Origin of the sequence: Cyclobacterium xiamenense, from assembly GCF_900109255.1 — a bacterium.
Taxonomy (GTDB): domain Bacteria; phylum Bacteroidota; class Bacteroidia; order Cytophagales; family Cyclobacteriaceae; genus Cyclobacterium; species Cyclobacterium xiamenense.
Map to the genome: position 1 here is coordinate 348,782 of NZ_FNZH01000001.1, position 23,584 is coordinate 372,365.

The 23,584-nt window shown below is 49.5% G+C and carries 13 protein-coding genes and 1 tRNA gene; 6 read left to right on the top strand and 8 right to left on the bottom strand.

The genetic code is table 11. From position 1 onward, the window contains the following. Positions 1 to 2 precede the first annotated feature (2 nt). Positions 3 to 2,786 (bottom strand): ATP-binding protein, encoded by a 2,784-nt coding sequence (locus BMW71_RS01190; protein ID WP_092168338.1) that lies wholly within the window; start codon positions 2,784 to 2,786, stop codon positions 3 to 5. Between the two features lie 568 nt (positions 2,787 to 3,354). Between BMW71_RS01190 and BMW71_RS01195 the strand changes: the two genes are divergently transcribed. Genes BMW71_RS01195 through BMW71_RS01205 form a run of 3 tightly spaced genes read left to right on the top strand, consistent with a single transcriptional unit; the run spans position 3,355 to position 8,512 of the window. Beyond that, positions 3,355 to 4,851 carry a sulfatase gene (locus BMW71_RS01195; RefSeq protein WP_092168340.1) on the top strand — a complete coding sequence of 499 codons (1,497 nt, stop codon included), beginning with the start codon at positions 3,355 to 3,357 and terminating at the stop codon, positions 4,849 to 4,851. Between the two features lie 8 nt (positions 4,852 to 4,859). Beyond that, positions 4,860 to 6,371: an arylsulfatase gene (locus BMW71_RS01200; protein ID WP_092168342.1), complete on the top strand. Its 1,512-nt coding sequence runs from the start codon at positions 4,860 to 4,862 to the stop codon at positions 6,369 to 6,371. 8 nt (positions 6,372 to 6,379) lie between these two features. Further along, positions 6,380 to 8,512, top strand: coding sequence for a pyrroloquinoline quinone-dependent dehydrogenase (locus tag BMW71_RS01205; RefSeq protein WP_092170120.1), 2,133 nt, complete (start codon positions 6,380 to 6,382; stop codon positions 8,510 to 8,512). A 256-nt stretch (positions 8,513 to 8,768) separates the two neighbouring features. On the opposite strand, the gene BMW71_RS01210 is transcribed toward BMW71_RS01205, so the two are convergent. Next, complete coding sequence (locus tag BMW71_RS01210; RefSeq protein WP_092170122.1) at positions 8,769 to 10,331, bottom strand: purple acid phosphatase family protein; 1,563 nt, start codon at positions 10,329 to 10,331, stop codon at positions 8,769 to 8,771. Between the two features lie 341 nt (positions 10,332 to 10,672). Further along, positions 10,673 to 10,746 (bottom strand) — tRNA-Asp (locus tag BMW71_RS01215). 493 nt (positions 10,747 to 11,239) lie between these two features. Between BMW71_RS01215 and BMW71_RS01220 the strand changes: the two genes are divergently transcribed. From BMW71_RS01220 to BMW71_RS01230, 3 genes are all read left to right on the top strand, one after another. Next, complete coding sequence (locus BMW71_RS01220) at positions 11,240 to 11,965, top strand: VIT1/CCC1 transporter family protein (RefSeq protein WP_244891037.1); 726 nt, start codon at positions 11,240 to 11,242, stop codon at positions 11,963 to 11,965. Positions 11,966 to 12,523: 558 nt separating this feature from the next. Then, positions 12,524 to 15,580, top strand: a complete 3,057-nt coding sequence (locus BMW71_RS01225) for a SusC/RagA family TonB-linked outer membrane protein (RefSeq protein WP_092168347.1) — start codon at positions 12,524 to 12,526, stop codon at positions 15,578 to 15,580. Between the two features lie 24 nt (positions 15,581 to 15,604). Continuing rightward, on the top strand, positions 15,605 to 17,125 hold the full coding sequence (locus tag BMW71_RS01230) for a RagB/SusD family nutrient uptake outer membrane protein (protein ID WP_092168350.1): 1,521 nt from the start codon (positions 15,605 to 15,607) through the stop codon (positions 17,123 to 17,125). 116 nt (positions 17,126 to 17,241) lie between these two features. Here BMW71_RS01230 and BMW71_RS01235 read toward each other — a convergent pair whose 3' ends face one another. The 5 genes from BMW71_RS01235 to BMW71_RS01255 form a co-directional block, all read right to left on the bottom strand. Further along, positions 17,242 to 18,081: an alpha/beta hydrolase gene (locus BMW71_RS01235; RefSeq protein ID WP_143057520.1), complete on the bottom strand. Its 840-nt coding sequence runs from the start codon at positions 18,079 to 18,081 to the stop codon at positions 17,242 to 17,244. Positions 18,082 to 18,314: 233 nt separating this feature from the next. Continuing rightward, positions 18,315 to 19,523 (bottom strand): 6-bladed beta-propeller, encoded by a 1,209-nt coding sequence (locus tag BMW71_RS01240; protein ID WP_092168353.1) that lies wholly within the window; start codon positions 19,521 to 19,523, stop codon positions 18,315 to 18,317. Then, on the bottom strand, positions 19,492 to 21,069 hold the full coding sequence (gene pckA / locus BMW71_RS01245) for a phosphoenolpyruvate carboxykinase (ATP) (protein WP_092168356.1): 1,578 nt from the start codon (positions 21,067 to 21,069) through the stop codon (positions 19,492 to 19,494). Before pckA ends, BMW71_RS01240 begins: the two co-directional genes overlap by 32 nt. Positions 21,070 to 21,193: 124 nt before the next feature. Then, the gene (locus tag BMW71_RS01250) at positions 21,194 to 22,456 is read right to left on the bottom strand and encodes an NAD(P)/FAD-dependent oxidoreductase (RefSeq protein WP_092168359.1); all 1,263 of its coding nucleotides are present in this window, start codon (positions 22,454 to 22,456) and stop codon (positions 21,194 to 21,196) included. A gap of 218 nt (positions 22,457 to 22,674) precedes the next feature. After that, positions 22,675 to 23,508, bottom strand: a complete 834-nt coding sequence (locus BMW71_RS01255) for a 1,4-dihydroxy-2-naphthoyl-CoA synthase (protein WP_092170127.1) — start codon at positions 23,506 to 23,508, stop codon at positions 22,675 to 22,677. Positions 23,509 to 23,584 lie beyond the last annotated feature (76 nt).

Below are 23,584 nucleotides of genomic sequence, written 5' to 3' on the forward strand. Positions count from 1 at the left end.
ACTTAATGTAGCAGGTAGTCCGACGGCGTTTTCCCGAACTGTTTCTTAAAACACTTATCAAAATAGGATACGCTATTGAACCCGACGGCATAGGCCACCTCGGTAATATTTCCCGATTTTTGTTCCAGCAGGTACAGGGCCCGTTTCAGCCGAACTGCCCGGATAAACTCGGTAGCTGAGTAATCAGTCAATGCCTTGAGCTTCCGGTGCAGGTTGGTCCGGCTCATGCCAATTTCCCGGCTGAAAAATACCACGTCAAAATCCGTATTCGCAATATTGTCTTCCAGGATGGCCATGGCTTTTTTCAGGAATTTCTCATCGGTGGAAGTTACGGCGATCTCGGAGGTTTTCAGATCAAGCGAACGGCTGAACCGTTCCCGGAGTTTTTTTCGGCCTTCGATAAGGTGGTGTATCCGTACCCGGAGCTCTTTCATATCGAAAGGTTTGGTCAGGTAGGCATCTGCACCCGTATCCAGTCCGCCGATTTTGCTTTCCGAATCGGCGCGGGCGGTAAGGAGGACAAAGGGTATGTGGCTGGTCCGCTCGTCATTTTTCACCTTTTCACTTAGGCTAATTCCGTCCATTACGGGCATCATCACATCGGAAATAATCAAGTCCGGTACGCTTGTAGCGGCAATCGTAAAGCCCTCTTGTCCATTATCGGCTTCCAGGATCCGGTACTGGTTTTGCAGGCTTTGTGCGAGAAAATGCCGGAGTTCCGGATTGTCTTCGACGATTAGCACGGTAGTCCTGATCGCCAGGTGGTTGAGGGATCGTTTCCCGGCTGGCTTTGGTGCTTGCGGTATCCAGGCGGTATCCAGTGCGGCTTCCGATTGCTTCAGCCCGGGAATCGCCCCGGGTTCGGCCCGCTCCAGGGTCAACTCAACGGTGAAGCAGGTTCCCGAATCGGCGCCGCTTTCCACCTGGATGGTTCCTCCCTGAAGCTCGATGAGTTCCCGGACCAGTGCCAGGCCAATCCCGGTACCTTCGTAGCTGCGGGTGGCCGAAGCCTCTCCCTGGAAAAAGCGGTCAAAGATATAGGGCAACCTTTCGGCGGGGATTCCGATGCCGTTGTCGGCGATTTTGAATTGCAGCCGGACGTCTGCTTCGGTTTGGGCCTGGCAGGAAACGTCAAACCTGACGGTTCCGGAAGTTGGGGTGAATTTGTAGGCATTGGTCAGGAGGTTGGAAAGCACCTTCTCCAATTTATCGGGATCAAAATTTAGGCAGATCGGGCCTTCGGGATAACTGCCGGAAAAAGCGATTTGCTTGCTCTCAAACTGGGAGGAAAAGGTGCCGGCCAGTCTTTTGGCAAAGCCGACGATTTCTCCGGGTTCCTTTTCCAGGGTTAATTTGCCGGCTTCCAGTTTGGAAAGGTCGAGCAATTGGTTGACCAATTGGAGCAGTCGATCGGCGTTTCTTTTTATCAGGCGATGGCTTTCCTGCAGGAGTGAAGGAGATTTTTGTTCGTCCTCAAGGCGGTCCACCGTTCCGGAGATCAGGGTAAGGGGGGTTCGGAATTCGTGGGAAATATTGGCAAAAAAGTCCGATTTTGTTTTGTCCAGGTCGCGCATTTTTTCGGTTTCCAGCCGTTTTACCTCCATATCAAACAGGCTTTTTTGCAGGGAACGTTTGGTTTGGGCGTATTCGACCGCTAACAATGCAGAAAAGGAAACGGCTGCAGAAAATACGGCCAAATCCAATGTGATGGCTGTATCATAGGGAAACCCTGGTAATACGTTGCCATGGAACAAGCAAAATAATGACCAGAACACAAAACTCCCTAGCCAACCAAAAAAAATTACCCAGGCACCTTTACTATTTTTCCGTACTGCTCTCCAGCTAACCAGAGCGGCCACCAAAGGGCCCATCGTAAGGTAATACGGCCAATAATAATTTGCTGCTTCATAAGGCCATTTCCAAGAGGGAATAAATAGCAAAGCGGAAACGGTGGCAAACCAAAACAATCGATCGAGCTTCTCTCTGGCAAATGAATACACGGCAAGTAGTCCCCATATGATGAATGTGCTAAAAAACAAGCAACTGATCAATCCAATCACAAAATAGGAATCTCCTTCCCTGGGCATAAAGCGGAAAACATGTTCCAAAAAATACCCCAGTGCCAGACTTGACGTAAACAGGCTGTAGAAGAGATTGGTTTTATTGACGGGGAAGGTGATGAAAAAGAACAAATGAAGCAAGGCAAGGAAGAGCAAAAAAGTGGCTTTGCCAACCAATCTGGAAGTTACAAATGCCCGTTTGGATACCAACCGTTTCACGGCCTTATCCATTTGATCCAGCTCAATAACCAGGGTTGGATTGCCTCCCCATAGTCCGAGGAAATTCATGTAGGGATTTCGTTTTGTAAACGAAAAGCGCACTGCCAAAACCTGATGGGGCTTGTCTTCAAATTGAAAACTGAAGGGGACAAAATTTGGATTATAAATGAGTTCCTTTTTGGAATCCTTGCTGACCTGACCCAACGTTTGTACCAACTTTCCATTGAGAAATAGTTCCGATGCCCCTCTTTGAAAAATGGCCATGGACAACGGCGTGTTCAACCATGCGGAATCGACCGTTACATGCAGCCTAAACCAACCAATCTCGGCCTGTCTCAAAACTGTCAGGTAATGGATGTCAGTAGTGGGGTCAATAGGCGACCAATCGCTGTCGTCAAAATCAGGATGTGCCCAGGAGGGATCGTCTCCCGGATGAAATTTCCAGTTCTGATTGAGGATAATCGGATTGGTGTCAACTTCGGAAAGGATCACACTGGTTGAATCCATCGGTGTTGCTTCACTCGTATGGGAATAGAGAAAAAAGCACAACAGGCAGATGAGCGGCAGCGAATGCACAGCTATGCTCCTATGAAAATGGACAGGAGCGAAACCAATAGCCTCCCGACAGATTCTCTTTTGTGTAAGTCTACCGTATGTAAAAGTGAAATGTATCAAAAATAGAAAATTAACGATGGGTTATTTGGAAAATAATATACGAATAATTTATTATACGGCTATACTTCCGTATATAATTGGCTGTTAATTTTTTCTACTTTTTTCCAGTTGCTGGATTGCTATTTAAACACTACCAAATTAGTAAATCAACGATACCTCCTGTTAGCACGGATGTTCCAGGAAGTTGTCCATATGTTCCATTTTGAGGATGACTGGTATCGGTCACCCAAAAACGGTAGGTTTTTCGTGTAGGTTCGTATCGGCAGCTACCAAAAGGAAAAGCGGGCGAAATGGAAGGGTAGCTTTTTGAGGATCAACCGGGCTTTGTTTTAATTTTACCGATTTCCCCCTATATTTAAGCCAGTGCTTCACCCGTATTTCCGAATTAACGAGTTACCCAATGACCAAAAACTACGCTTGTATCTTTTCCATCCTGTGTTTTACCGTTTTTTTTTCCTGCTCCGAACCGGCAGCCGAAGAAAAACCCTACAATATTTTGTTTATTGCCATTGATGACCTACGACCCGAACTGGGGGTGTATGGCAATGACATCATTCAGACACCAAATCTGGATGCCATCGGTAATGGCGGATCGGTTTTTCTCAACCATTACGTGCAGGTACCCACCTGTGGTGCCTCCCGGTGTAGCATTTTGACCGGCATGCTGCCGCAGACCACCAATCATCTGCAGAATTCTGCCATAGAGCAGTTTCTATCCAACGAGCCGGAAAAAGAACGACCGGAAAGTTTTGTCCATCATCTCAAAAGAAACGGCTATTACACGGTCGGGATAGGAAAAATCAGCCATTCCGTGGATGGCTTGTGGTATGGCTACGAAGAAAGCCCCGAGGGAGCCAAAATGGAAATGCCCCATAGCTGGGACGAGATGCTGTTCGATGCCGGCAAATGGGGAACGGGCTGGAATGCCTTTTTTGGCTACGCAGACGGCTCCAACCGGCAGGGGAAAAACAAGCAGGTCAAACCCTACGAAGTAGGAGATGTGGATGACCTGGGTTATCCGGACGGACTTTCTACCCAGCTGGCTGTCAAAAAACTGAAAGAACTTTCGACGAAAGGCCAGCCCTTTTTTATGGGATTGGGTTTATTTAAGCCCCATCTGCCCTTTACGGCACCCAAAAAATACTGGGATCTCTATGACCGTGCGGATATTCCACTGTCTCCCTTTCCGGATTTACCCGAAAACGTTCATCCCAGCAGCCTTCAGGGTAGTGGTGAATTCAATCAGTACCAGTTGGGAGAGGAGAAAGCCGGACTGGACCGGAAGCTTTCCGACGAATATGCCAGAAAACTCCGGCATGCTTACTATGCGGCCGTCAGCTACAGCGATGCCCTGGTGGGCAAGGTACTGGAAGCACTGGAAGAAGAAGGCCTGGCAGACAATACCATCATCGTGGTTTGGGGAGACCATGGCTGGCATTTGGGAGATCACCGGGTCTGGGGGAAACATACCACCTTTGAAATGGCGGTGCGCAGTCCGCTGATGATCAAGGTTCCAGGAATGGCAGCCCGAAAAATAGGAAATGAACTGCCCGTTAGCAGTATCGACCTGTATCCTACCTTGATGGAACTGACGGGTATTCCCACCGATTTCCCTTTGGACGGGCAGTCGCTGGTGCCCCTGATGAAAAGCGGAAGGGACGCTCAACGAGCGGCAATGGCTTTTAGTTATTTCAGAAACGGCATTTCCATGCGCACCGATCGGTACCGGCTCACCCGGTATTTCCGGGAGGCAGAACCCACGCTAGAGCTTTTTGATCACCAGAACGATCCCATGGAAACGGTAAACATTGCCGGGGAATTTCCGGAAATCGTCGCAGCGCTATTGCCTCAGTTAGAAAAGGGCAATACTGGGTTGTACGCAAACAGGGATAATTGACGAAAACTATGGAAAGGAAAAAACCATTACCATCCTACACCAGGCACTTGCTGCTTTTTGTTATCGCCTGTGCTGCATTTTCCTGCGGATCCGCCAAGGAAAGCGGCGAAGAGGTTGCATCAAAACCCAATATCATCTACATACTTGCCGATGACCTGGGGTATGGCGATCTGAGTTTTTTGGGGCAGGAAAAATTTCAAACGCCGCATATCGATGCCTTGGCAGCCCGGGGCATGGTGTTTACCCAACATTATGCGGGAACGACGGTTTGCGCTCCGTCCCGCTCGGCCTTGATGACCGGCTTGCATACCGGGCATACGCCGGTACGCGGTAACCGAGGTCTGAACGGGGGCCAATACCCTTTACCGGAATCCACGCAAACCTTACCAAAGGTATTGAAAAATGCGGGGTATGTAACGGGCGCTTTTGGGAAATGGGGATTGGGCTATCCCGGTTCTACGGGCGATCCCCTGGTACAAGGCTTTGATGTTTTTTTTGGATACAATAGCCAGACCATTGCCCATAATTACTACCCCAGGGAATTAAACGATAACGATGCCATCTTGACCCTGGAGGGCAATCAGGGTGCCGAAGAGGGGCAATATGCGCCGGAACTGATTCAGGAACGACGGTTGCAGTTTATCGAAGCGAACAGAGACACTACCTTTTTCCTATACATGCCGTCCATTATTCCCCATGCGGAGTTATTCGCGCCGCAAGCGTACATGGAAACGTTTCTGAAACGAACCAATCCGGAGCCACCTTATCAATACGAAAGCCTGCTGGGCCCCGAAACGCCCTACCAAGGGGTAGACGATCCGGACCATCCCCGGTACAAAGTGGGCGGCTATGGATCCCAGCCCTATCCCCATGCCGCTTTTGCGGCCATGGTGACCCTGTTGGACGATCAGGTAGGACAGATTGTGGCCAGGCTGGATTCCCTCGGTATTCTGGAAAATACCCTGATTGTATTTAGCTCTGATAATGGCCCCCATCTGGAGGGAGGAGCAGATCCCGATTACTTTAACAGCAATGGACCCTTTCAGGGATACAAGCGGGATTTACACGAAGGAGGGATTCACGTACCCATGATCGCCAGCTGGCCGGCAAAGGTGAAAGCGGGCAGTCAAACGGATCATATCAGCACTTTTTGGGATGTTTTGCCCACACTGGCCGAAGCAGCGGGTGCGCGTTACCAACAAAGCATTGACGGAATTTCCTTTTTGCCTACCCTTTTGGGAGAAGGCGAACAGGAGACCCATCACCATCTTTATTGGGAATTTCACGAGCAAGGAGGCAAGCAGGCGGTACGCATGGGCAAGTGGAAGGGAATTCGCCTGAATGTTTTTGCAGGTAATCAGGAAATTTTGCTGTATGACCTTGAACAGGACCCCGGCGAAACCCGAGACCTGAGCAAAGATCATCCCGAGATCGTGGCAGAAATGGATCGATTGATGGAGGCGTCCCGGATGGAAGATCCGGAATGGCCTTTCCGTTCGAAAATAGAAACCGAAAACTAGTAGCAAGAATGAGTAACGTAACGACTTGCCTTTTGATGCTGAGCGCTTGTGCGCTTTGGACATCGGGTTGTACCTCTGAAGATCCGTTTAGTAGCTGGGAACAGTACCGGGGGAGTTCCACGGCTGCTCAGTTTTCCAGTTTGGATCAACTTACCAAAGAAAATGTACACCTGCTTGAACCCGCCTGGACCTTTCACACGGGCGACAAGCGGGAGCGAACACCCATGGAATGCAATCCCATCGTCGTGGGAACGACCATGTACCTGACTTCGCCACAGTTGGATCTCATCGCCCTGGATGCAGCGACAGGCGAGGAGCTTTGGCGTTTTGATCCGGAGAAGTACGGGCAATCTGGTGGCGTCAATCGAGGCGTTACGGCGTATACCGCAAGCGGTAAAACCCGTATTTTTATGGCAGCCGGGCACCTGTTGTTTGCCCTTGATGCGGAATCAGGAGCGCTGGTAGAAGCATTCGGGGAAAACGGCATGTTGGACCTACGCAAGGACCTGGGGCGGGATCCGGAAACGCTTTCGGTATCCTTAAACACGCCGGGGATCGTCTATAAGGATCTGTTGATCATTGGATCGGCAACCGGGGAAGGATACGATGCTTCTCCAGGACATGTCCGCGCCTATTCCGCCGAAACGGGTGATTTTCGGTGGATTTTCCATACTATCCCGCAGGAAGGGGAATACGGATACGACACCTGGCGCTGGGTGGAGGGCGAAAATTACGGGGGCACCAACAACTGGGGCGGTTTGAGTCTGGACGAAGAAAGCGGATGGGTATACGTGGCCACCGGATCGCCCACCTACGATTTTTATGGGGGCAACCGCATCGGGGAGAACCTTTACGGCAATTCCATCCTTGCCCTGGATGCCAGCACCGGGGCCTACCAATGGCATTACCAGGCGGTAAGTCACGATATTTGGGATTACGACCTGCCCTGCGCACCGACCCTGGCAGATTTTCCCATGGATGGGAAAATGGTCAAGGCGCTGATTCAGCCGACCAAAATGGGGGAATTGATACTGCTGGACCGGGAGACCGGACAACCCTTGCTTGATCTGGAAGAGCAACTGGTGCCACCTTCCTACGTGCCCGGAGAAGTAGCCCATCCAACGCAAAAAATCGGACAGGGAATTCGGGTCGTCCCGCAGGGGCTGGACAGTACGTATTTGACGACGATTTCCGAGGAGGCAGCGACCTATGCAAAAAGCGAATTCAGAAAATACCGCAACGAGGGTATGTACACACCGCCCAGCCTGGAGGGCTCCCTTACCTTTCCGGCCACTCGTGGCGGCATGCTGTGGGGCGGGCTTTCCCACGATCCGGAAAACCACATGGTCTATGTGAATGCCAATGAAATACCCATGGTACTTCAGCTAAGGAACCTTTCCGGGGATTTCGAGGAGGGAGATTTGGTCAGCGGGCCCGGTTCTGGCAGGTACATTTACCTGTCCAATTGTTCCAATTGCCATGGGGCAAATCGACAGGGCCTGGGGGAGGCATTCCCGGCTCTGACGGACCTGAAGGAGCGGCACGACCGTGAATCCGCAAAAAAGATCATTACCGGAGGCAATGGGGTGATGCCTGCTTTTCGCGGTTTTGGAGAGGAGCAATTGGACGCCTTGCTCGGTTATCTGTTGGACGAAGTACCCGCTACGACCCCTGAGGAATCGAGTGCAGCAGAAAAGGAAGCCATGGACCGGTATGTATTGCAAGGGTTTCGCATTTTTACAGACGAGGAAGGTTTTCCCGCGAGTCGACCACCCTGGGGAACATTGAATGCCATCGACCTGACCACCCAAACCATCAAATGGAAAGTGCCCTTGGGTGAATATCCCGAATTGAAAGCCCGGGGTGTGGCGCCTACGGGTACCCAAAATTTCGGAGGTTGTGTGGCCACAGCCGGAGGACTGGTGTTTATTGGTGGATCAGCCGACGAAATGTTCCGGGCTTTTGATGCGGAAACGGGAGAAGTGCTTTGGGAATACCAGTTGCCTGCCGGAGGCTATGCGGTGCCTTCGGTGTATAAAGTGGAGGGCAGGCAATACGTGGTCATCGCCGCTGGAGGGGCCAATCGACTGGGTACCCCGGCCGGAGATGCGTATGTGGCCTTTGCTTTACCGGAGGAGTAAATTTGAGCAACGAGTTTGAAATCGAAAATGTGAGGACGTAAACAAAATCGTTCACCACAGATGGTCACAGATTAGCGCGGCTATTTTTTAATACGATGCATTTGGATCACATGCCGCTTTCGCTGGTACTGCGAAGTAACAAGGTAAACGATAGGCTCTAAAAGACAAAACTCCCTCTGCGATTGCGGAGGGAGTTCGCCTGTTCTGTTTTTTAAGATGTTTTTTTTTTGCAAAGGGAACGCAATCCGGCAAGCATTTATTCGCTAATAGTTCCTTGCTCGTCAATGCTGAGTTCTTTTCTTTCGCCGTCTTTCTCCAGTCGCACGGCAAAAATCAGGTTGTTCGCTTCTTTCCGGGCGCTTACCCGCGTGATGGCGTAATCCGGGTACTTGCTTTGAAGAATCGTTTGCAGGTTTTCCGGTAAGGGGTCTTCGTAAGGGATGGTGTTCGAAAACCGCCGTTCCGAGATGGCTTCGGATTTTCGCTCGATAAATTTGTTCGTGCCGTCTGCTTGTTTTTCCAGATCGAAAGCATCGTATAGCTCTCCAATGGCGGTATAGGACTCAAAGCTCAGCTTGTCGCCTTCGATGTGAATGACTTGAAACAATTGGGTGTTTTCAGCGGCCCGGTCGCGGTCGGCCTCTAGATCATCCCATGCGTTTTTGCGTAGCTCGTACATCTTTCCTCCACTTACGGACACCACGTATACCGTTCCGGTTTTGTCCCGCGCGTTCACGCCGTCCAACACATTGTCTCCCGGAGATACGCGTCCCCGGGCGTAGCTGTGGTCGTGTCCTTGCAGGGCCAGGTCGACCTTGTATTTGTCAAAGAGTGGCTTCCACGCTTCCCGAAGCCGGGCATTGTCTCTTCCTTCGGAGGCAGAGAACAGTGGATGGTGGTAAGTGACAATGGTCCATTTCTGGGGATTGTTGGCCAAAACTTCTTCCAGCCAGGGTATTTGTTCTGCCTGCATCACGTTGCTGTTCAGAGAAATGATCCGGGCGTCCTGGTAGTCCATGTAGTAGACCGTTTCGGCTAATTCGTCCAGGCCTTCGGGTCCGTTTTCGGGCAAGGTAAACTGGGGTTTCCACTGCAGGGAAAGTCTGCGTTCCGCGTCTGCCCCGTCCCATTCGGGAATGCTGCGGTATTCGTGGTTTCCGGGCGTAGAGAGGGAGGGAACCATGCTGTGTATAAAACCTCCTGCGGTAAACCATTCGTGCCATTCCTGATCCCGGTGGGCAGTATTCACCAAATCCCCCGCGTGAATGATAAATTTGGCATCCGGTGCCTTACGGTACCCTTCCCGAATCAGCCGGGCCCACAGTTCCAGAATGTAATTTTGTGTGTCGCCCACATAGAGAAAGGCAAACGGTGCGTCCTTGTCGGTGGATGCCGTGCTAAATTGAATCCATTCGCTCCAGGTATCCCCATCGCCGACCCGATAGGCATAGGTGGTGGCTGGCTGCAGGTCGGAAAAGGTTACGGAATGGTAATGCGCCTTAACGCGGGCTACTTCCACCGAGGAGGCATCCAGTAATTCTGTTTTGGCAGGCAGCGTAGTTGCGTTACGCCAGAACTTGGGTGCGCCATCTGCCACCGCAATTTCCGCAAAAGTCTGGGTGATGCTGGTGTCGGTTCTCCAGGTGACACTGGCCTGATGGGCGGGGTCCGCACCAAAATTCAGCACAATCCGATCCGGATAATACGAAGGTTTGCTCCATTCTTCGCGAAAAGATGGGGCTTTGTAGATGCGGTATTCCTGGGCCATGCTCCATTGGCAGGCGGCAACTAGTAACAGGGTAACAAAAAGGTTTTTCATTTTTAGGGAATGCTTTGAATGGATATCGAGCAAGGTACGAAAATCAGGTTTGGATTTCAACGAATGGTATCAAACAAAGCTACGAAAGCGGGGTTACACGTGTGTTACGAAAATGGTAAGTATTGATGAAAAGACTGTGAAAAACCGGATTGGTATAACAGCAGAAACCGAGGCAGTTTTCGTACCAAAAGGCAATTGGTTGGTCTCATGTACTTTAAAAACTCGTTTTAAAGGAGGACCAGCATAAGCGACCTTTCCGACGCGTCGGGACAATCTACCCAGCTAAATGGGTTAAGAAAAGTTTTAAACCAAAAAAGCCTGGGGAACCCCAGGCTTTTAAGCGGAATGGACGGGACTCGAACCCGCGACCTCCTGCGTGACAGGCAGGCATTCTAACCAGCTGAACTACCACTCCAATTATTTATCTGTTCAATAGTTCGAACTCGCGACCTTCCCGATGCGTCGGGACATTTTAACCAGCTGAACTACCACTCTAATTTTAGTCATTAACACCGAGTAGCCATCTTGAACACCGATTTTTTGCTAGCGAAATCCCTAGATTAACCAGGTATTTTTATGGTTTTTGGTGTTAAATGTTTTGTACTTCTCTTTTGAAGTGATGCAAAGGTAGGCGATTGTTTTTTTTCACACAAGGCCAACCAGAAAAAAATATGATAGGGATATTTATTGGTTTCATACTCAACGAGATTAATTTCCTGGTCGCCGCTAATCCGCAGGCGAGGTGGCGCGTTTCTAAATGCATTATGGGCGGCACAACCGTTTAGGGGATAATTTCACTCCCAAACTGGCCGGGGGATCGTAAGTTTTGCTGAGTAAAGGCCGTTTTAATCGAAATTTATTTTTACCTTATGCTATTCGTTTGTAAACGTTTTAACCGTATCCAGCCTTTGAAAGAATCGCAATTACATCAGGAAATACCCATTTTTAAAAACTTACAGGAATACCTGCGGGAATTCGTTTATGGTGGAATCGACGGTGCGGTCACCACTTTCGCTGTAGTGGCCGGCGCGGTAGGAGCCAACCTAGACCCCATCGTAATCATCATCCTCGGATTTGCCAACCTATTTGCAGACGGGCTCTCCATGTCAATTGGGGCCTACTTGTCCTCCAAATCGGAAAAAGAAAATTACGCCAAACACAAAAGCATCGAATACTGGGAAGTAGACAATTTACCCGAAAAGGAGCGCGAAGAAATTGAAGTGATTTACCGCGAAAAAGGCTTCGAGGGAGAATTACTCCAGCAGGTAGTGGATGTCATCGTATCCGACCGGCACCGCTGGGTGGACGAAATGATGAAAGATGAATTGAACATGATGGAAGAAACCAAAAGTCCGTTCAAAATCGGATTGGCCACCCTCATTTCATTTATTCTCGTTGGGTTTATCCCCTTGACCGTCTACGTGTGGGATTACTTTTACACCGTTGCCTTTGATGTGTTTTTCTGGACCTGCCTTTTGACCGGAATGGCATTTTTATTTGTGGGCGCACTGAAAAGCTGGGTCAATCAAACAGGACTTTTTCGAAGTGTTATGGAAACACTTTCTCTCGGCTTCATCGCTGCCTTGGTAGCTTATTATGTGGGAGATTTGTTGGAAACCTTCCTCCTGCAATAATAAAAAAAGGAGCCGATGGTTTGCAAAGACTCCTGGTATGGGTTTATAGTAACTGACTACAGCTATATTTTTCGGCAAAAGCCTCATTTCGCACGTAGTGTTTTGGAATGATTGCTAAACTTAGTAAAATCAACTGGAAGGACAAGCCGCTTGCCCAACTATCTACCAGAAAAAAAAGAAAAAAATACAAAAATCTGTATATTTTATTTTCACGAAATAAAATTATGTGTTTTTCAGTCGGTTAAGAGTAAAATAAGTGTTTTATTTACATTTAATAATACTAATTAGTGCTACCATTTTTGCTTTACGCAGGTCGGTGTAGAAGGGTTGTTGGCCCAAATTAATCCTTGCATTTGCTCAATTTTTCTTGACGGGCGAGTACTAATTTTTATTAGCTAAATTTTTGGTTATATGACTAAAAATACCTAAAATTAGCTATCATTCTTAAATGATGCTACCTAAAGTGCCGTTTTCCGTCAGTACGGTTAACATGTGCGTTGGGCTTGGCTTTTTAAGATCGTTTTAATTCAATTACCTATAAACCTAATTTTGTAATCTATGAAACACCTTATCAAACGCAGGGTTAGACAGACCCTGCTTCGCTCATTACTGTCCCTCTTTTGGGTCGGCAGTATGCTGGGTAGTGGCAATCAACTGTTTGCCCAGCAACGGACCGTCACCGGGACCGTAACCTCTGCCGATTCCGGCGAAACCCTTCCAGGCGTAAACATTTTAGTGAAAGGAAGTTCGGTCGGAACGGCTACCGACATTGAAGGAAAGTACAGCATTCAAGTGCCTTCTGCCGATGCCGTTTTGGCTTTCTCGTTTATCGGTTTTGAAGTACAAGAGATTCGGGTTGGGAATTCGAGCAGCCTGGATGTGGCCATGCAGCCAGAGCTCTCTGCACTTTCAGAAGTGGTGGTGGTTGGCTACGGTACACAGGAACGCGCCAAGGTTACCGGGGCCATTTCTTCGGTAAGCAGCGAGCAAATTCGTGCCCTGCCGGTTCCTAACCTCGCCTCCGCCATTCAGGGCAGGGCAGCCGGGGTAAGCGTGACCAACTCGGGAGCTCCGGGGAGCAACCCCATCGTCCGGGTACGGGGTATCGGGACAGTCGGAAACAACGATCCCTTGTATGTAATCGATGGGGTACCTGCTGGAGGCCTGAATCAGATCAATCCGGCGGATATCGAGTCCATAGAGGTATTGAAAGACGCTTCGGCCGCGGCCATTTACGGGTCAAGGGCGGCGAATGGTGTCGTATTGGTGACCACCAAGAAAGGAAAGCAGGGTGCCCCCCGGGTGTCTGTAGATTCCTATTATGGCACCCAAACAGCCTGGAAGCAATTGGATTTACTCAACCGGGAGCAGTACCTGGATTTTGGCAGGGATTTATTGGCCAATGGGGGGGAGCCTGCCCCGCAGCGTTTTGATAACCTCGGGGAGTTTGCCAATGTGGATACCGACTGGCAGGCAGCGATGTTTCGCTCGGCGCCCATACAAGATCACAATGTGGCGATCAGTGGAGGTACCGAAAGCGTCTTGTACAATGTGTCGGTCGGTTATTTCCAGCAGGAGGGTATCATGCGGGGAACGGGTTTCAAACGGGTTTCTTTCCGAAGTAATACCGATTTTAAAATCAACGACCGCATCAGCATCGGGCAGACGTTAACCCTCGCCTATTCGGACCGGGACAACGAACCGTTTTCCGGTGGTAGAAGCCAAATCGAACACATTGTCAAGCAGGTGCCGTATATTCCGGTCAGGGATGCCAGCAGGCTGGGAGGCTTCCGTTCCCCGGACCGAGTGGACGGTTCCGATCCGGAAAATCCGGTGCTTAATGCCGAATTGCGTACCAACCGCCAGCAAGATTTTAAAATTCTGGGTACCGGCTATATCGATGTGGATATTTACGACGGCCTTTCCTACAAGTTTCTGGTCGGTTTGGATATAGGCCTGGGCACGCAGGATCAATATACGCCGCGGTTTGATGCGGGAGATTTTAATTTCCAGCCTTTTGCATCCATCCAGCAAAACAGGTCTACGTTTGTGTCCCCTCTGATCAGCAACCAACTTTCCTATAGCAAGACTATTGGAGATCATTCCATCGATGCGCTTGCGGTACTTGAGCAACAGACCTTTAAACAAACTGGCCTGCAGGGTTCCGGGCAAAATTTCCTGACCAACGACGTGCGGGTGTTGCAAGGAGTACAAAATCAAACCACCAGCGGAAATCAAACCGAATATGCGTTGATAAGCTACATCGGTCGGATTAACTACGACTACGCACAAAAATACCTGATTAGTGCCTCTGTTCGACGAGACGGTGGTTCCCGATTTGGTCCGGCCAATAAGTGGGGTACGTTCCCTTCCTTATCGCTGGGTTGGAGGATTAGCGAAGAGGGATTCATGCAGGCCCTTCCTGCGGTCAGCGACCTCAAACTTCGCGCAAGCTACGGAGAGACCGGAAACGACCGCATCGGCGATTACGTGTATCAGGGGACCATCAACAGTAACTTCTTTTACAACTTTGCCGGTTCGCTACAGGGAGGAAGTACGATTTCCTCCCTGGCCAATGCCGATTTGCGATGGGAGACCACCATCATGCGGAACATTGGCCTGGACCTGGGATTGTTCAACGACCGGTTTAGCCTTTCTGCAGAGTGGTTTGATAACACCACGGAGGGAATGATCCTGGGCGTGCCAATTCCCCCCTCACTGGGATATGACGGGGCACCGGTAGCCAATGTTGGAAACGTGTCCAACAGAGGGCTGGAATTTACGGCCGGTTACCGAAAGTACTCCGGCGCCTTTCAATTCTCCGTGGATGGAAATATAGGTTTTGTCGACAACGAATTGACTTCTCTGGGCACGGGCAATACCATCTTTGGACCCGGTTTTCAGGGGGATCAGATGACTTTTACCGAAGAGGGGCAACCCATTGCGTATTTCTATGGCTGGCAAACGGACGGTATCTTTCAGCAGGGTGAAGATACCAGCATGCAGCCAAATGCGTCACCTGGCGACATTCGCTTTGTGGATGTAAATGGAGATGGCACTATCTCAGATGCGGACCGAACGTTTTTGGGGCATTACCTTCCCGACTTCACGTATGGAGTAAATTTTTTAGCCAATTACAAAAATTTCGACCTGAACGTCTTCATGCAGGGCGTCCAGGGAAATGAAATTTTCAACTTGTTGCGTTTTCATACCGAAGGCATGACCCGGTTGTTTAATGCCGGTACCCAGGTGTTGGATCGTTGGACGCCGGAACGTCCCGATACCGATATCCCCCGAGCGGTTTCCGGTGATCCCAACCGAAACGCCCGGGCCAGTTCGCGCTGGATAGAGGACGGGTCGTATTTCCGGATAAAGAACCTTTCTCTTGGGTACACCATTCCGGGGGCAGCTCTCGAATCGTTTAGTCGAGGTACCATCTCCTCCCTACGGCTATACCTTTCCAGTCAGAATTTGTTGACCCTGACCAATTATTCCGGTTACGATCCGGAGATTGCCGTGCGCACAGGCGTGGATTCTACCCTGGGTACCGGTATTGATTACGGGCAGTTCCCGGCTGCACGAACCCTGATGGCAGGTGTACAACTTACCTTTTGATTCCACTTACAAGATACGAAAACCATGAAAACGAAATATATAAGCATGTTTATAGCCCTCTTTGTAGGAATGGTTTCCTGCGATGAGGAAAAGTTGGAACCGGTAAACCCCAATCAGTTGGGTATTGAAACCTTTTACCGCTCCGGTCCGCAATTGGAAGCGGCGGTCAATTCAGTCTATGCGGGACTACAGGCAAATAATTTGTACAACCGCGAATACTTCTTCCTGCAAGACCTCCTCTCTGACGACTGTGATACGGGTGGACCCCAATTGGAAGCTCCCCGGGCCCAGGTTCTCAATCATGTGTTCGATGCATCGAATCCCCTGGTCACGGCCAATTGGCGGGGTTGGTTTCGCGTGGTTCACCGGGCAAACCTGGTTTTGGAAAATGCCGACAAGGCGGTAGAAGAGATTACGGATGGTCTTCGAAATAGAATTTTGGGGGAAGCCTATTTTCTCCGGGCATTGGCTAATTTTGAATTGGTGAGTTTGTGGGGTCCAATCCCATTGATGACCTCTTCCGCCGAGTCGCCGGATGGCTTACCCCGGACCTCGGAGGGAGAAGTATACCAGACTATCTTTGCCGATCTTGCGGAGGCTATTTCTCGCCTGCCATTGAAAAGCGAGTATGCCTCGGAAGACATCGGTAGGGCTACTCGCGGAGCCGCACAGGCATTGGCTGCCAAGGCACATTTATTCCGCGGGAACTTTGCGGAAGCACGTCCCTTCCTGGAAGCGGTCATCAATTCCAACGAGTATGCATTGGTCGATCGCTATTTGGATAACTTTGAAGCAGAAAATGAAAACAATTCCGAATCCGTATGGGAGGTGCAGTTTTCGGAAGAATTCGGTAATGCGGGTGGCTGGAGCGGTGATGGAAACAACATCGCAGAGGTAACGTTCCGTGGTCAGGAATACGGACCCACTGCCTGGAGGAACGTCATCCCTTCCATCAGCCTGGTGGAAGCGTACGAAACGGTGGAAAACGGTGCCGAAAAGGACGATCCCAGAGGAAGGTATACGTTCTTCCGAATTGGAGATACGTACAATAACGGGCAAAGCGTTTTGACCGCAGATAAAGTACAGGGTGCGACCGATCGTCCCAGCTGGAGAAAGTACCAGGCCATTTACAAGCGAGAAAACGAAGACACCAACTCCGGTATTAATTTCCGGGTGATCCGCTATGCGGATGTGCTGCTGATGATGGCTGAGGTGGAAAACGAGACATCCGGACCCGCAGCTGCTTTGCCGTATATCAACCAGGTACGAGCGAGGGCAGATGTGGACATGCCTCCGTACCCGACGGTCCAGTATCCAACCGGTAGCCGGGAAGAAATGCGGCTGGCCATCATGCACGAGCGCCGGGTGGAGTTGGCAGGCGAACAGATTAGAAACCGGGATATCCGGCGATGGAGGAGACAAGGAACCCTTCCATCCGAGCCAATTCCCGCCTTCCAATCCAGGAACGACGTATTGCCCATCCCATTGGTGGAAATTGACAACAATTCCGCCTTATCCAATGCCGATCAAAATTCCGGCTATTGATCAAAAAAATTCATGAAAAAAGCCGTTGCAATGCATGCAGCGGCTTTTTCTATTTTCCAGAGAGCCTGTCTTGGCATACCAGCTGGCAACAGCATGCCATTGGACAGAGCCCGGTGTCACCTGCCTGCTGGTAAGAAGCCCTGGGCAACCAGAAAATCTTCAGTTTCTTTCACGGTCTTCTCGTAAATTTCGCGATTTCGGTAATTAAAAAACCCATGTTCCTCGCCTTCATACAGGATCAATTGACAATCACTTCCCACTTTTTCCATGACCATGGCGTAGTATTGTGCCGTGATAACGGGAATCAATCGATCACGGGTTCCCAGGAAAAACAGCGTGGGAGGGGCACCCTCAGCCAGGTTGTGCAGGGGAGAAAATTCCGGGTAACGCGGGCCGATGCGTTCGTAGCCGTAGCCTCCCGGCCCATTGTCAATGACCGGATTAAACAGCAGCAGTGCCGCCGGTTTGGGACTGATTGGTGGATCCGCCGGAGCGTTGAAACCGGGAATAAGTGCCGTGGCTGCAGCTAGATGGCCTCCTGCCGATCCACCCGAGGCAATGATTCGGCTACTGTCGATTTTCAGTCGTTCCGCATGCATTTTCAGGTATCGGATCGTAGACTTGGCATCTTCCAGAGCGTCAAAGGGGCTTGTCTGATGCCGGGAGCGAACCCGGTAGTCGGCAAGTACAGTTACCAGTCCCTTTTTGGCAAAGTGTTCCGCGTGGGGTTTGAACTGATGCAGGCTTCCTCCATTCCAGCCCCCACCAAAAAAAAATACAATGGCCGGTTGGGAATCTGCCGGGTTTTCCGGGAAGTAGATTTCCATCTCCAGGCTATCGGTGCCTGCTACTTTGTATAATTCATTTGCCATGGATTGAGCCACCGCAAAAAACGTGGAAGTATTGCCCGATACTCCCAAAAGAAGGAGCAGAAAGAAAGTGATTTTTTTGTTCATGTAAGCATGGGTTTTTTGATTGTCATTTGTTGATTTCACTACCTATTCACTTTTGAGCAGACCACGGACTTACCTGAAATTTACCGGCGGCTGAGCCGGCTCTGTCGGAGTCTCCAAACGGACCTGGCTTCCCTATTTTTTTGGCAATATAAGGCCATTTCCGGAAAACCACCATTTCCTTTTAGTCCGGTACAGCTGGCTTTTTTACCAGGTTTCGCTCGGCTAGTCATCGATTAAAACACGACTTTGTAGGTTACGATTATCGGATCCTCCCGGTCTGTTAATTGCTCAACCGTCTCAAGGAGTTTGTTTTCGTGGCTGCCGAAATAGCCGATATCCAACGCCCGTTGCCAATCGGACGGCTGCATCACCTGGTAGAAGTAGCCATCTTTTGAATAGCTTTGATTGCGGAAACCCAATAGCGACTTTGTAATTTTTTTCTTACCGGTATCCCGATGGATGAATACCTCGAAAAAGGGAAAGGTGATAAGGTCTTCACTTGAGAAGTTGGGGCTTCTTTCAATCCCGTAGACCAGGACCTTTGTAACCCCCTCGGTGAAGTCAATTTGCCCAGTATTGAAGGCATAGTTTTGAGAGAGCAGGACGTTTTCCATAAATGCTTCACCGCTCAGTTCAAAGTCAGCGGGTAGCATGCCTTTTTCGCCAAAATTGAGGTGGATAAAGGTAGAAACCGAGTCATCGATGAATTGATAAATGGTGTCGCTTAGCCCGAAACTCAATAAATGGCCGTTTTGCATTTTTGTGATCATTCCGGGGTTAAGCTCGCCGCTGTAAGGCAAGGTAGCGATCGGAAGGGTTTTCGACGTTTTTGTTTCTACATTCACGGCATGAAATACCTGATTCCCGACATTTCTAACCGGTTCTGATGCGATCAAAAAGTTTTCGGGAGATAGTAGTGAAACCGTGGGAACAAAACCATAGTCGCCCAGCGTGATTTCTTGCTTCAGGTCAAATTGGGGTAGCTGGTACTTGAGAAGCGTTCCTCTTCCGGTATTGATATAGAGATCGTCTTTTTCCACAATCATGCCGTGAAGGGACGGATATTCTCCGGGACCGTCTCCTTTTCTATTCCAGCTTTTCAAGTGATTGCCCGCTAAATCAAAGGAATGAATGGATAGGTCGTTAACGCATTTGTTGGCGTAATAGATTTTATCCGTTACGACCAATTCGAATACGCGACAAGACAGGTTAATGAGGCTATCTTTTGGTGCTACCAGGGGAATGAATGCAACCTCAGAAGCACAATTTTCAAAATTGACTAGCGCCGAATTGTCCAATTCCACGCTGGAGTAGTCAAGCAATTCGTTGTTTTTGGTTTGACAACTCAGGGAAATGCAGCCGCCAATCAAAACCAAAAGCAGGTATACCTTGACTTTATCCATGGTCGCTTCACCGAGGGCCGGCATTCGTGATCGCCGCATCAACCTGCTTTTCAAATTGCTTGAAGTTTTCGTTGAAAAGACGAACCAGTTTGGTTTTTACGTCACGGAATTTATCTGCGTCATCCCAGGTGTTTTCCGGTACCAATAGTTCCGCTGGCACACCAGGGCAGGACAGCGGTATGGTTAAGCCAAATTCTTTCTCCTCATGGGTAGCTACGTCTTTGAAGTCGTCGTTGTGAATGGCATCCAGGATTGCCCGTGTGTAGCGGAGTTTGATTCGGGCACCGGACCCATAATCCCCACCACTCCAACCGGTATTTACAAGCCAGGCATTTACCTGGTGGTCTTTCATTTTCTGCGCCAGGAGTTTTGCGTAGGTATTCGGGTGCCACATCATAAAGGCTGCCCCAAAACAGGCACTAAAGGTGGCCTGTGGTTCTTTGACGCCCATTTCTGTACCGGCTACTTTTGCCGTATAGCCCGAAATAAAATGGTAACTGGCCTGCTCGGGACTGAGTTTGCTCACGGGTGGCAACACACCGAAGGCATCGCAGGTGAGAAAAATAATATTTTTGGGGTGTCCTGCGGTGCAGGGGATTTGAGTGTTGTCAATAAATTCGATCGGGTAGGAAGCCCGGGTGTTTTGAGTAATGGAGGTATCGCTGTAGTCTACCTCTCGGGTTTTCGGATCGTAGACCACATTTTCCAACACGGTGCCATACCGGATGGCGTTGAATATGTCCGGTTCGTTTTCCGCACTTAGATCAATGGCTTTGGCATAGCAGCCGCCTTCGATGTTAAAAACGCCTTCCTCATGCCAGCAATGCTCGTCATCGCCGATTAACCTGCGTTTTGGATCGGCACTTAAGGTGGTCTTACCGGTTCCCGATAGGCCGAACAATAAGGATACGTCTCCTGACTCGCCTACATTTGCCGAACAGTGCATGGGCAGTACATCCTTCATCGGCATCAGGTAGTTCATGATAGAAAACACGCCTTTCTTCATTTCTCCTGCATACTCCGTACCCAAAATGACCATTTCTTTCCGCTCGAGGCTAAGTCCGATGCTGGTTTTGGAGGTCATGTTGGTAGTAAAGTGGTTGGCTGGAAAGCTACCCGCATTGAAAACGATGTAATCCGGCTCTCCAAAAGATGCCAGCTCTTCGCTATTGGGCATAATCAGCATGTTTTGCATAAACAAGGCATGATAGGCCCGGGTACAAATAATCCGTATTTTCAGGCGGTATTTGGGTTCCCATCCGGCAAAGGCATCCACTACATACAGGTGATCCCGGGTATTCAAATAATCGATGGCCCGCTCTCGGTTCACAAGAAAGGTATGTTCATCCATCTCGTAATTCACGGCACCCCAGTCAATGTTTTTTTCCGACGTGGGATGCCGGACAACGCGCTTATCTTTGGGACTTCTACCGGTTTTGTTACCGGAATATACCATCAGTGCCCCCTTGTTGGAAATTGCGGACCCTTTTTCCAGCCGTAATGCCGACTCGTATAAAATGGCAGACGCACTATTACGAAAAATATCCGGCACGTTAATCCCGTAAGCCGTTAAATTAAAATCCATAAATGGGTTTGATTTTGGTCCAAATGAACCTAAAAGTACAAACCGATCCACGGATTATCAACTTATTAGTCGAATTAAGCAAAAAAACCTGAAGGGTATCAGGTTTTTTGGGGTTCCAACTAAATTACATTTTCCCTTTGAGCATCCGGTTCCAATAAAGGTAAGGCAAGCCGTATTTTTTTAGAAGCCACATGGGATACAACTCTTTTGACGTATCGAAAAGCTTGCTTAATAGCGGATCGCTGTCCCGAACATTGTCGTATTTAAACTCAGCCAATACCATTTTTCCATAGCCGGTAACCAAAGGACAACTGGAATACCCCTCGTAGATCTTTTCTCCCAATTTGTTGTTTTTGATTAGATGGAGCAGGTTTTCGGCAACCACCGGGGCTTGTTTGCGAATGGCCGCTCCGGTTTTTGCCGTGGGCAGGGCTGCCACATCTCCCAGGGCGAAAATATCCGGATAGTCTAAATGCTGCATGGTGTTGATATCCACCTTTACCCATCCCTTGGAGGGCCCGTCCTGGTGTGCTATCGGGGAATCCTGGATGAATCGTGGGGCCTCCTGGGGTGGGGCCAGGTGCAGCATATCGTAGGGCATAACAATCTCTGTTTCTCCCACGATCTCTTCGCGAATGCTGCTATCTTCGGTTCCCACGCAACTATTAATACCGGATTGGGAATACTTGAAGTGTATCTTTTTGTTTTTAGAATCAATTTTGACCGGTGTATAAAACGGCTTAAAGAAAATATCCCGCTCTTGTATAATCTTATTCAGCGTATCTGCAAATGCCTTGACACCGAAAATGACGGTTCCCGGAGTGGCAAAAATCACGTTTGACTTGTCCCGCAACCCATTTTTTCGTAAATAATCTTCGGCCAGGTACATGATTTTTTGAGGCGCCCCGCCGCATTTGATAGGCGTGGCGGGTTGGGTAAATACGGCATTGCCACCCTTAAAATTCTGCAGCACTTCCCAGGTATATTCCGGATCCACGTAGTTGGAACATACCCCATCTTTTCCAAGGCTTTCCCGCAATCCTTCGATCCCATCCAGATTCATTACCAGCCCCGGCGCTACCACGAGGTAGTCGTAGCTAAATTGCCCGGAAGATTGGGTGCCCACTACTTTGTTTTCCGGATCAATGGAAGTAGCCGCATCCTTGATCCAGTCAACGCCCTCCGGAATGTATTGCGCTTCATCCCGTATCGTTTTCTCCATATCAAAGGTACCTGCGCCGACCAGGGTCCATGCAGGCTGGTAGTAATGCTTTTCGGAGGGTTCGATGATAGCCATCTGCAGCTGCTTGTCTGCGCGTTTTAGTCTGGCTGCCACCATGATTCCGGCCGTGCCACCTCCTACGATTAAAATTTTATAGTTCTTCATTGGTTTTATTGGTTAATAATCAAATAAAGAAGACGAAAAAACCAGTAGAAGTATGTAATAAACATCACAAAGCCCAAAACCTGTCCGATCTAGCAGAGGTTTAACCCAAGGGGTCCCGTCGGAGAGGGTATCGGGGCCGTAAAAAGAAAACCCCACTGCAGAAAGCAGCTATCCGGTTTATACCCAGCGAAAAACTGCACGGATTCCCACCTAGCGCTTTAGGGAATCCATTTAATGTGCTTAAAGTTTGGTTTTCGTTTTTCCAAAAAGGCATCCCTTCCTTCCTTGGCTTCGTCCGTCATGTAGGCAAGGCGGGTTGCTTCCCCGGCAAACACCTGCTGCCCTACCATCCCATCGTCAGTAAGATTGAACGCAAATTTAAGCATTTTGATGGAAGTGGGGGATTTGGCGAGAATCTCCTGCGCCCATTCAAAAGCCCGGTCTTCCAATTCTTTGTGTGGATACACCGCGTTGACCATTCCCATGTCGTAGGCTTCCTGAGCCGTGTAGCTTCTCCCCAGAAAAAATATCTCTCGTGCCCGTTTTTGCCCAACCATTTTCGCCAGATAAGCGGAACCATAGCCCCCGTCAAAACTGGTTACATCCGCATCGGTTTGTTTGAATAGGGCGTGTTCCTTGCTGGCCAGGCTGAGGTCACAGACCACGTGCAGGCTGTGTCCGCCACCAACGGCCCAGCCGGGGACCACTGCAATGACCACCTTAGGCATAAAGCGAATCAACCGCTGCACTTCCAGGATGTTTAAGCGATGCATGCCATCTTCTCCCACATATCCCTGTTTTCCACGGGCCTTTTGATCACCGCCGCTGCAAAAAGAATACACGCCGTCTTTGGGAGAAGGGCCCTCTGCCGACAAGAGAACCACACCAATACGGGTATCTTCCCGTGCATCCAAAAAGGCTTCGTACAGCTCACTGGTCGTTTGCGGTCGAAATGCATTCCGTACCTCTGGTCGGTTGAAGGCAATTCGGGCCACGCCCTCACATTTTTTATAGGTTATGTCTTTGTAGTCTTTTACGGTCTTCCAATCCATCATTGTTAGCAAGTTTTTACCTGCAAGATAGCAGTCAAATGTGAATTTTCAGAAAGAATCCCTTCCGCAGTCCGAT

What these genes read in the sequence shown, in the direction of transcription:
- BMW71_RS01250 (WP_092168359.1), bottom strand. Translation starts at nt 22,456, where the DNA reads ATGAAGAACTATAAAATTTTAATCGTAGGAGGTGGCACGGCCGGAATC.
- pckA (WP_092168356.1), bottom strand. Translation starts at nt 21,069, where the DNA reads ATGGATTTTAATTTAACGGCTTACGGGATTAACGTGCCGGATATTTTT.
- BMW71_RS01210 (WP_092170122.1), bottom strand. Translation starts at nt 10,331, where the DNA reads ATGAAAAACCTTTTTGTTACCCTGTTACTAGTTGCCGCCTGCCAATGG.
- BMW71_RS01225 (WP_092168347.1), top strand. Translation starts at nt 12,524, where the DNA reads ATGAAACACCTTATCAAACGCAGGGTTAGACAGACCCTGCTTCGCTCA.
- BMW71_RS01205 (WP_092170120.1), top strand. Translation starts at nt 6,380, where the DNA reads ATGAGTAACGTAACGACTTGCCTTTTGATGCTGAGCGCTTGTGCGCTT.
- BMW71_RS01195 (WP_092168340.1), top strand. Translation starts at nt 3,355, where the DNA reads ATGACCAAAAACTACGCTTGTATCTTTTCCATCCTGTGTTTTACCGTT.
- BMW71_RS01240 (WP_092168353.1), bottom strand. Translation starts at nt 19,523, where the DNA reads ATGCGGCGATCACGAATGCCGGCCCTCGGTGAAGCGACCATGGATAAA.
- BMW71_RS01190 (WP_092168338.1), bottom strand. Translation starts at nt 2,786, where the DNA reads ATGGATTCAACCAGTGTGATCCTTTCCGAAGTTGACACCAATCCGATT.
- BMW71_RS01230 (WP_092168350.1), top strand. Translation starts at nt 15,605, where the DNA reads ATGAAAACGAAATATATAAGCATGTTTATAGCCCTCTTTGTAGGAATG.
- BMW71_RS01200 (WP_092168342.1), top strand. Translation starts at nt 4,860, where the DNA reads ATGGAAAGGAAAAAACCATTACCATCCTACACCAGGCACTTGCTGCTT.
- BMW71_RS01255 (WP_092170127.1), bottom strand. Translation starts at nt 23,508, where the DNA reads ATGGATTGGAAGACCGTAAAAGACTACAAAGACATAACCTATAAAAAA.
- BMW71_RS01235 (WP_143057520.1), bottom strand. Translation starts at nt 18,081, where the DNA reads ATGAACAAAAAAATCACTTTCTTTCTGCTCCTTCTTTTGGGAGTATCG.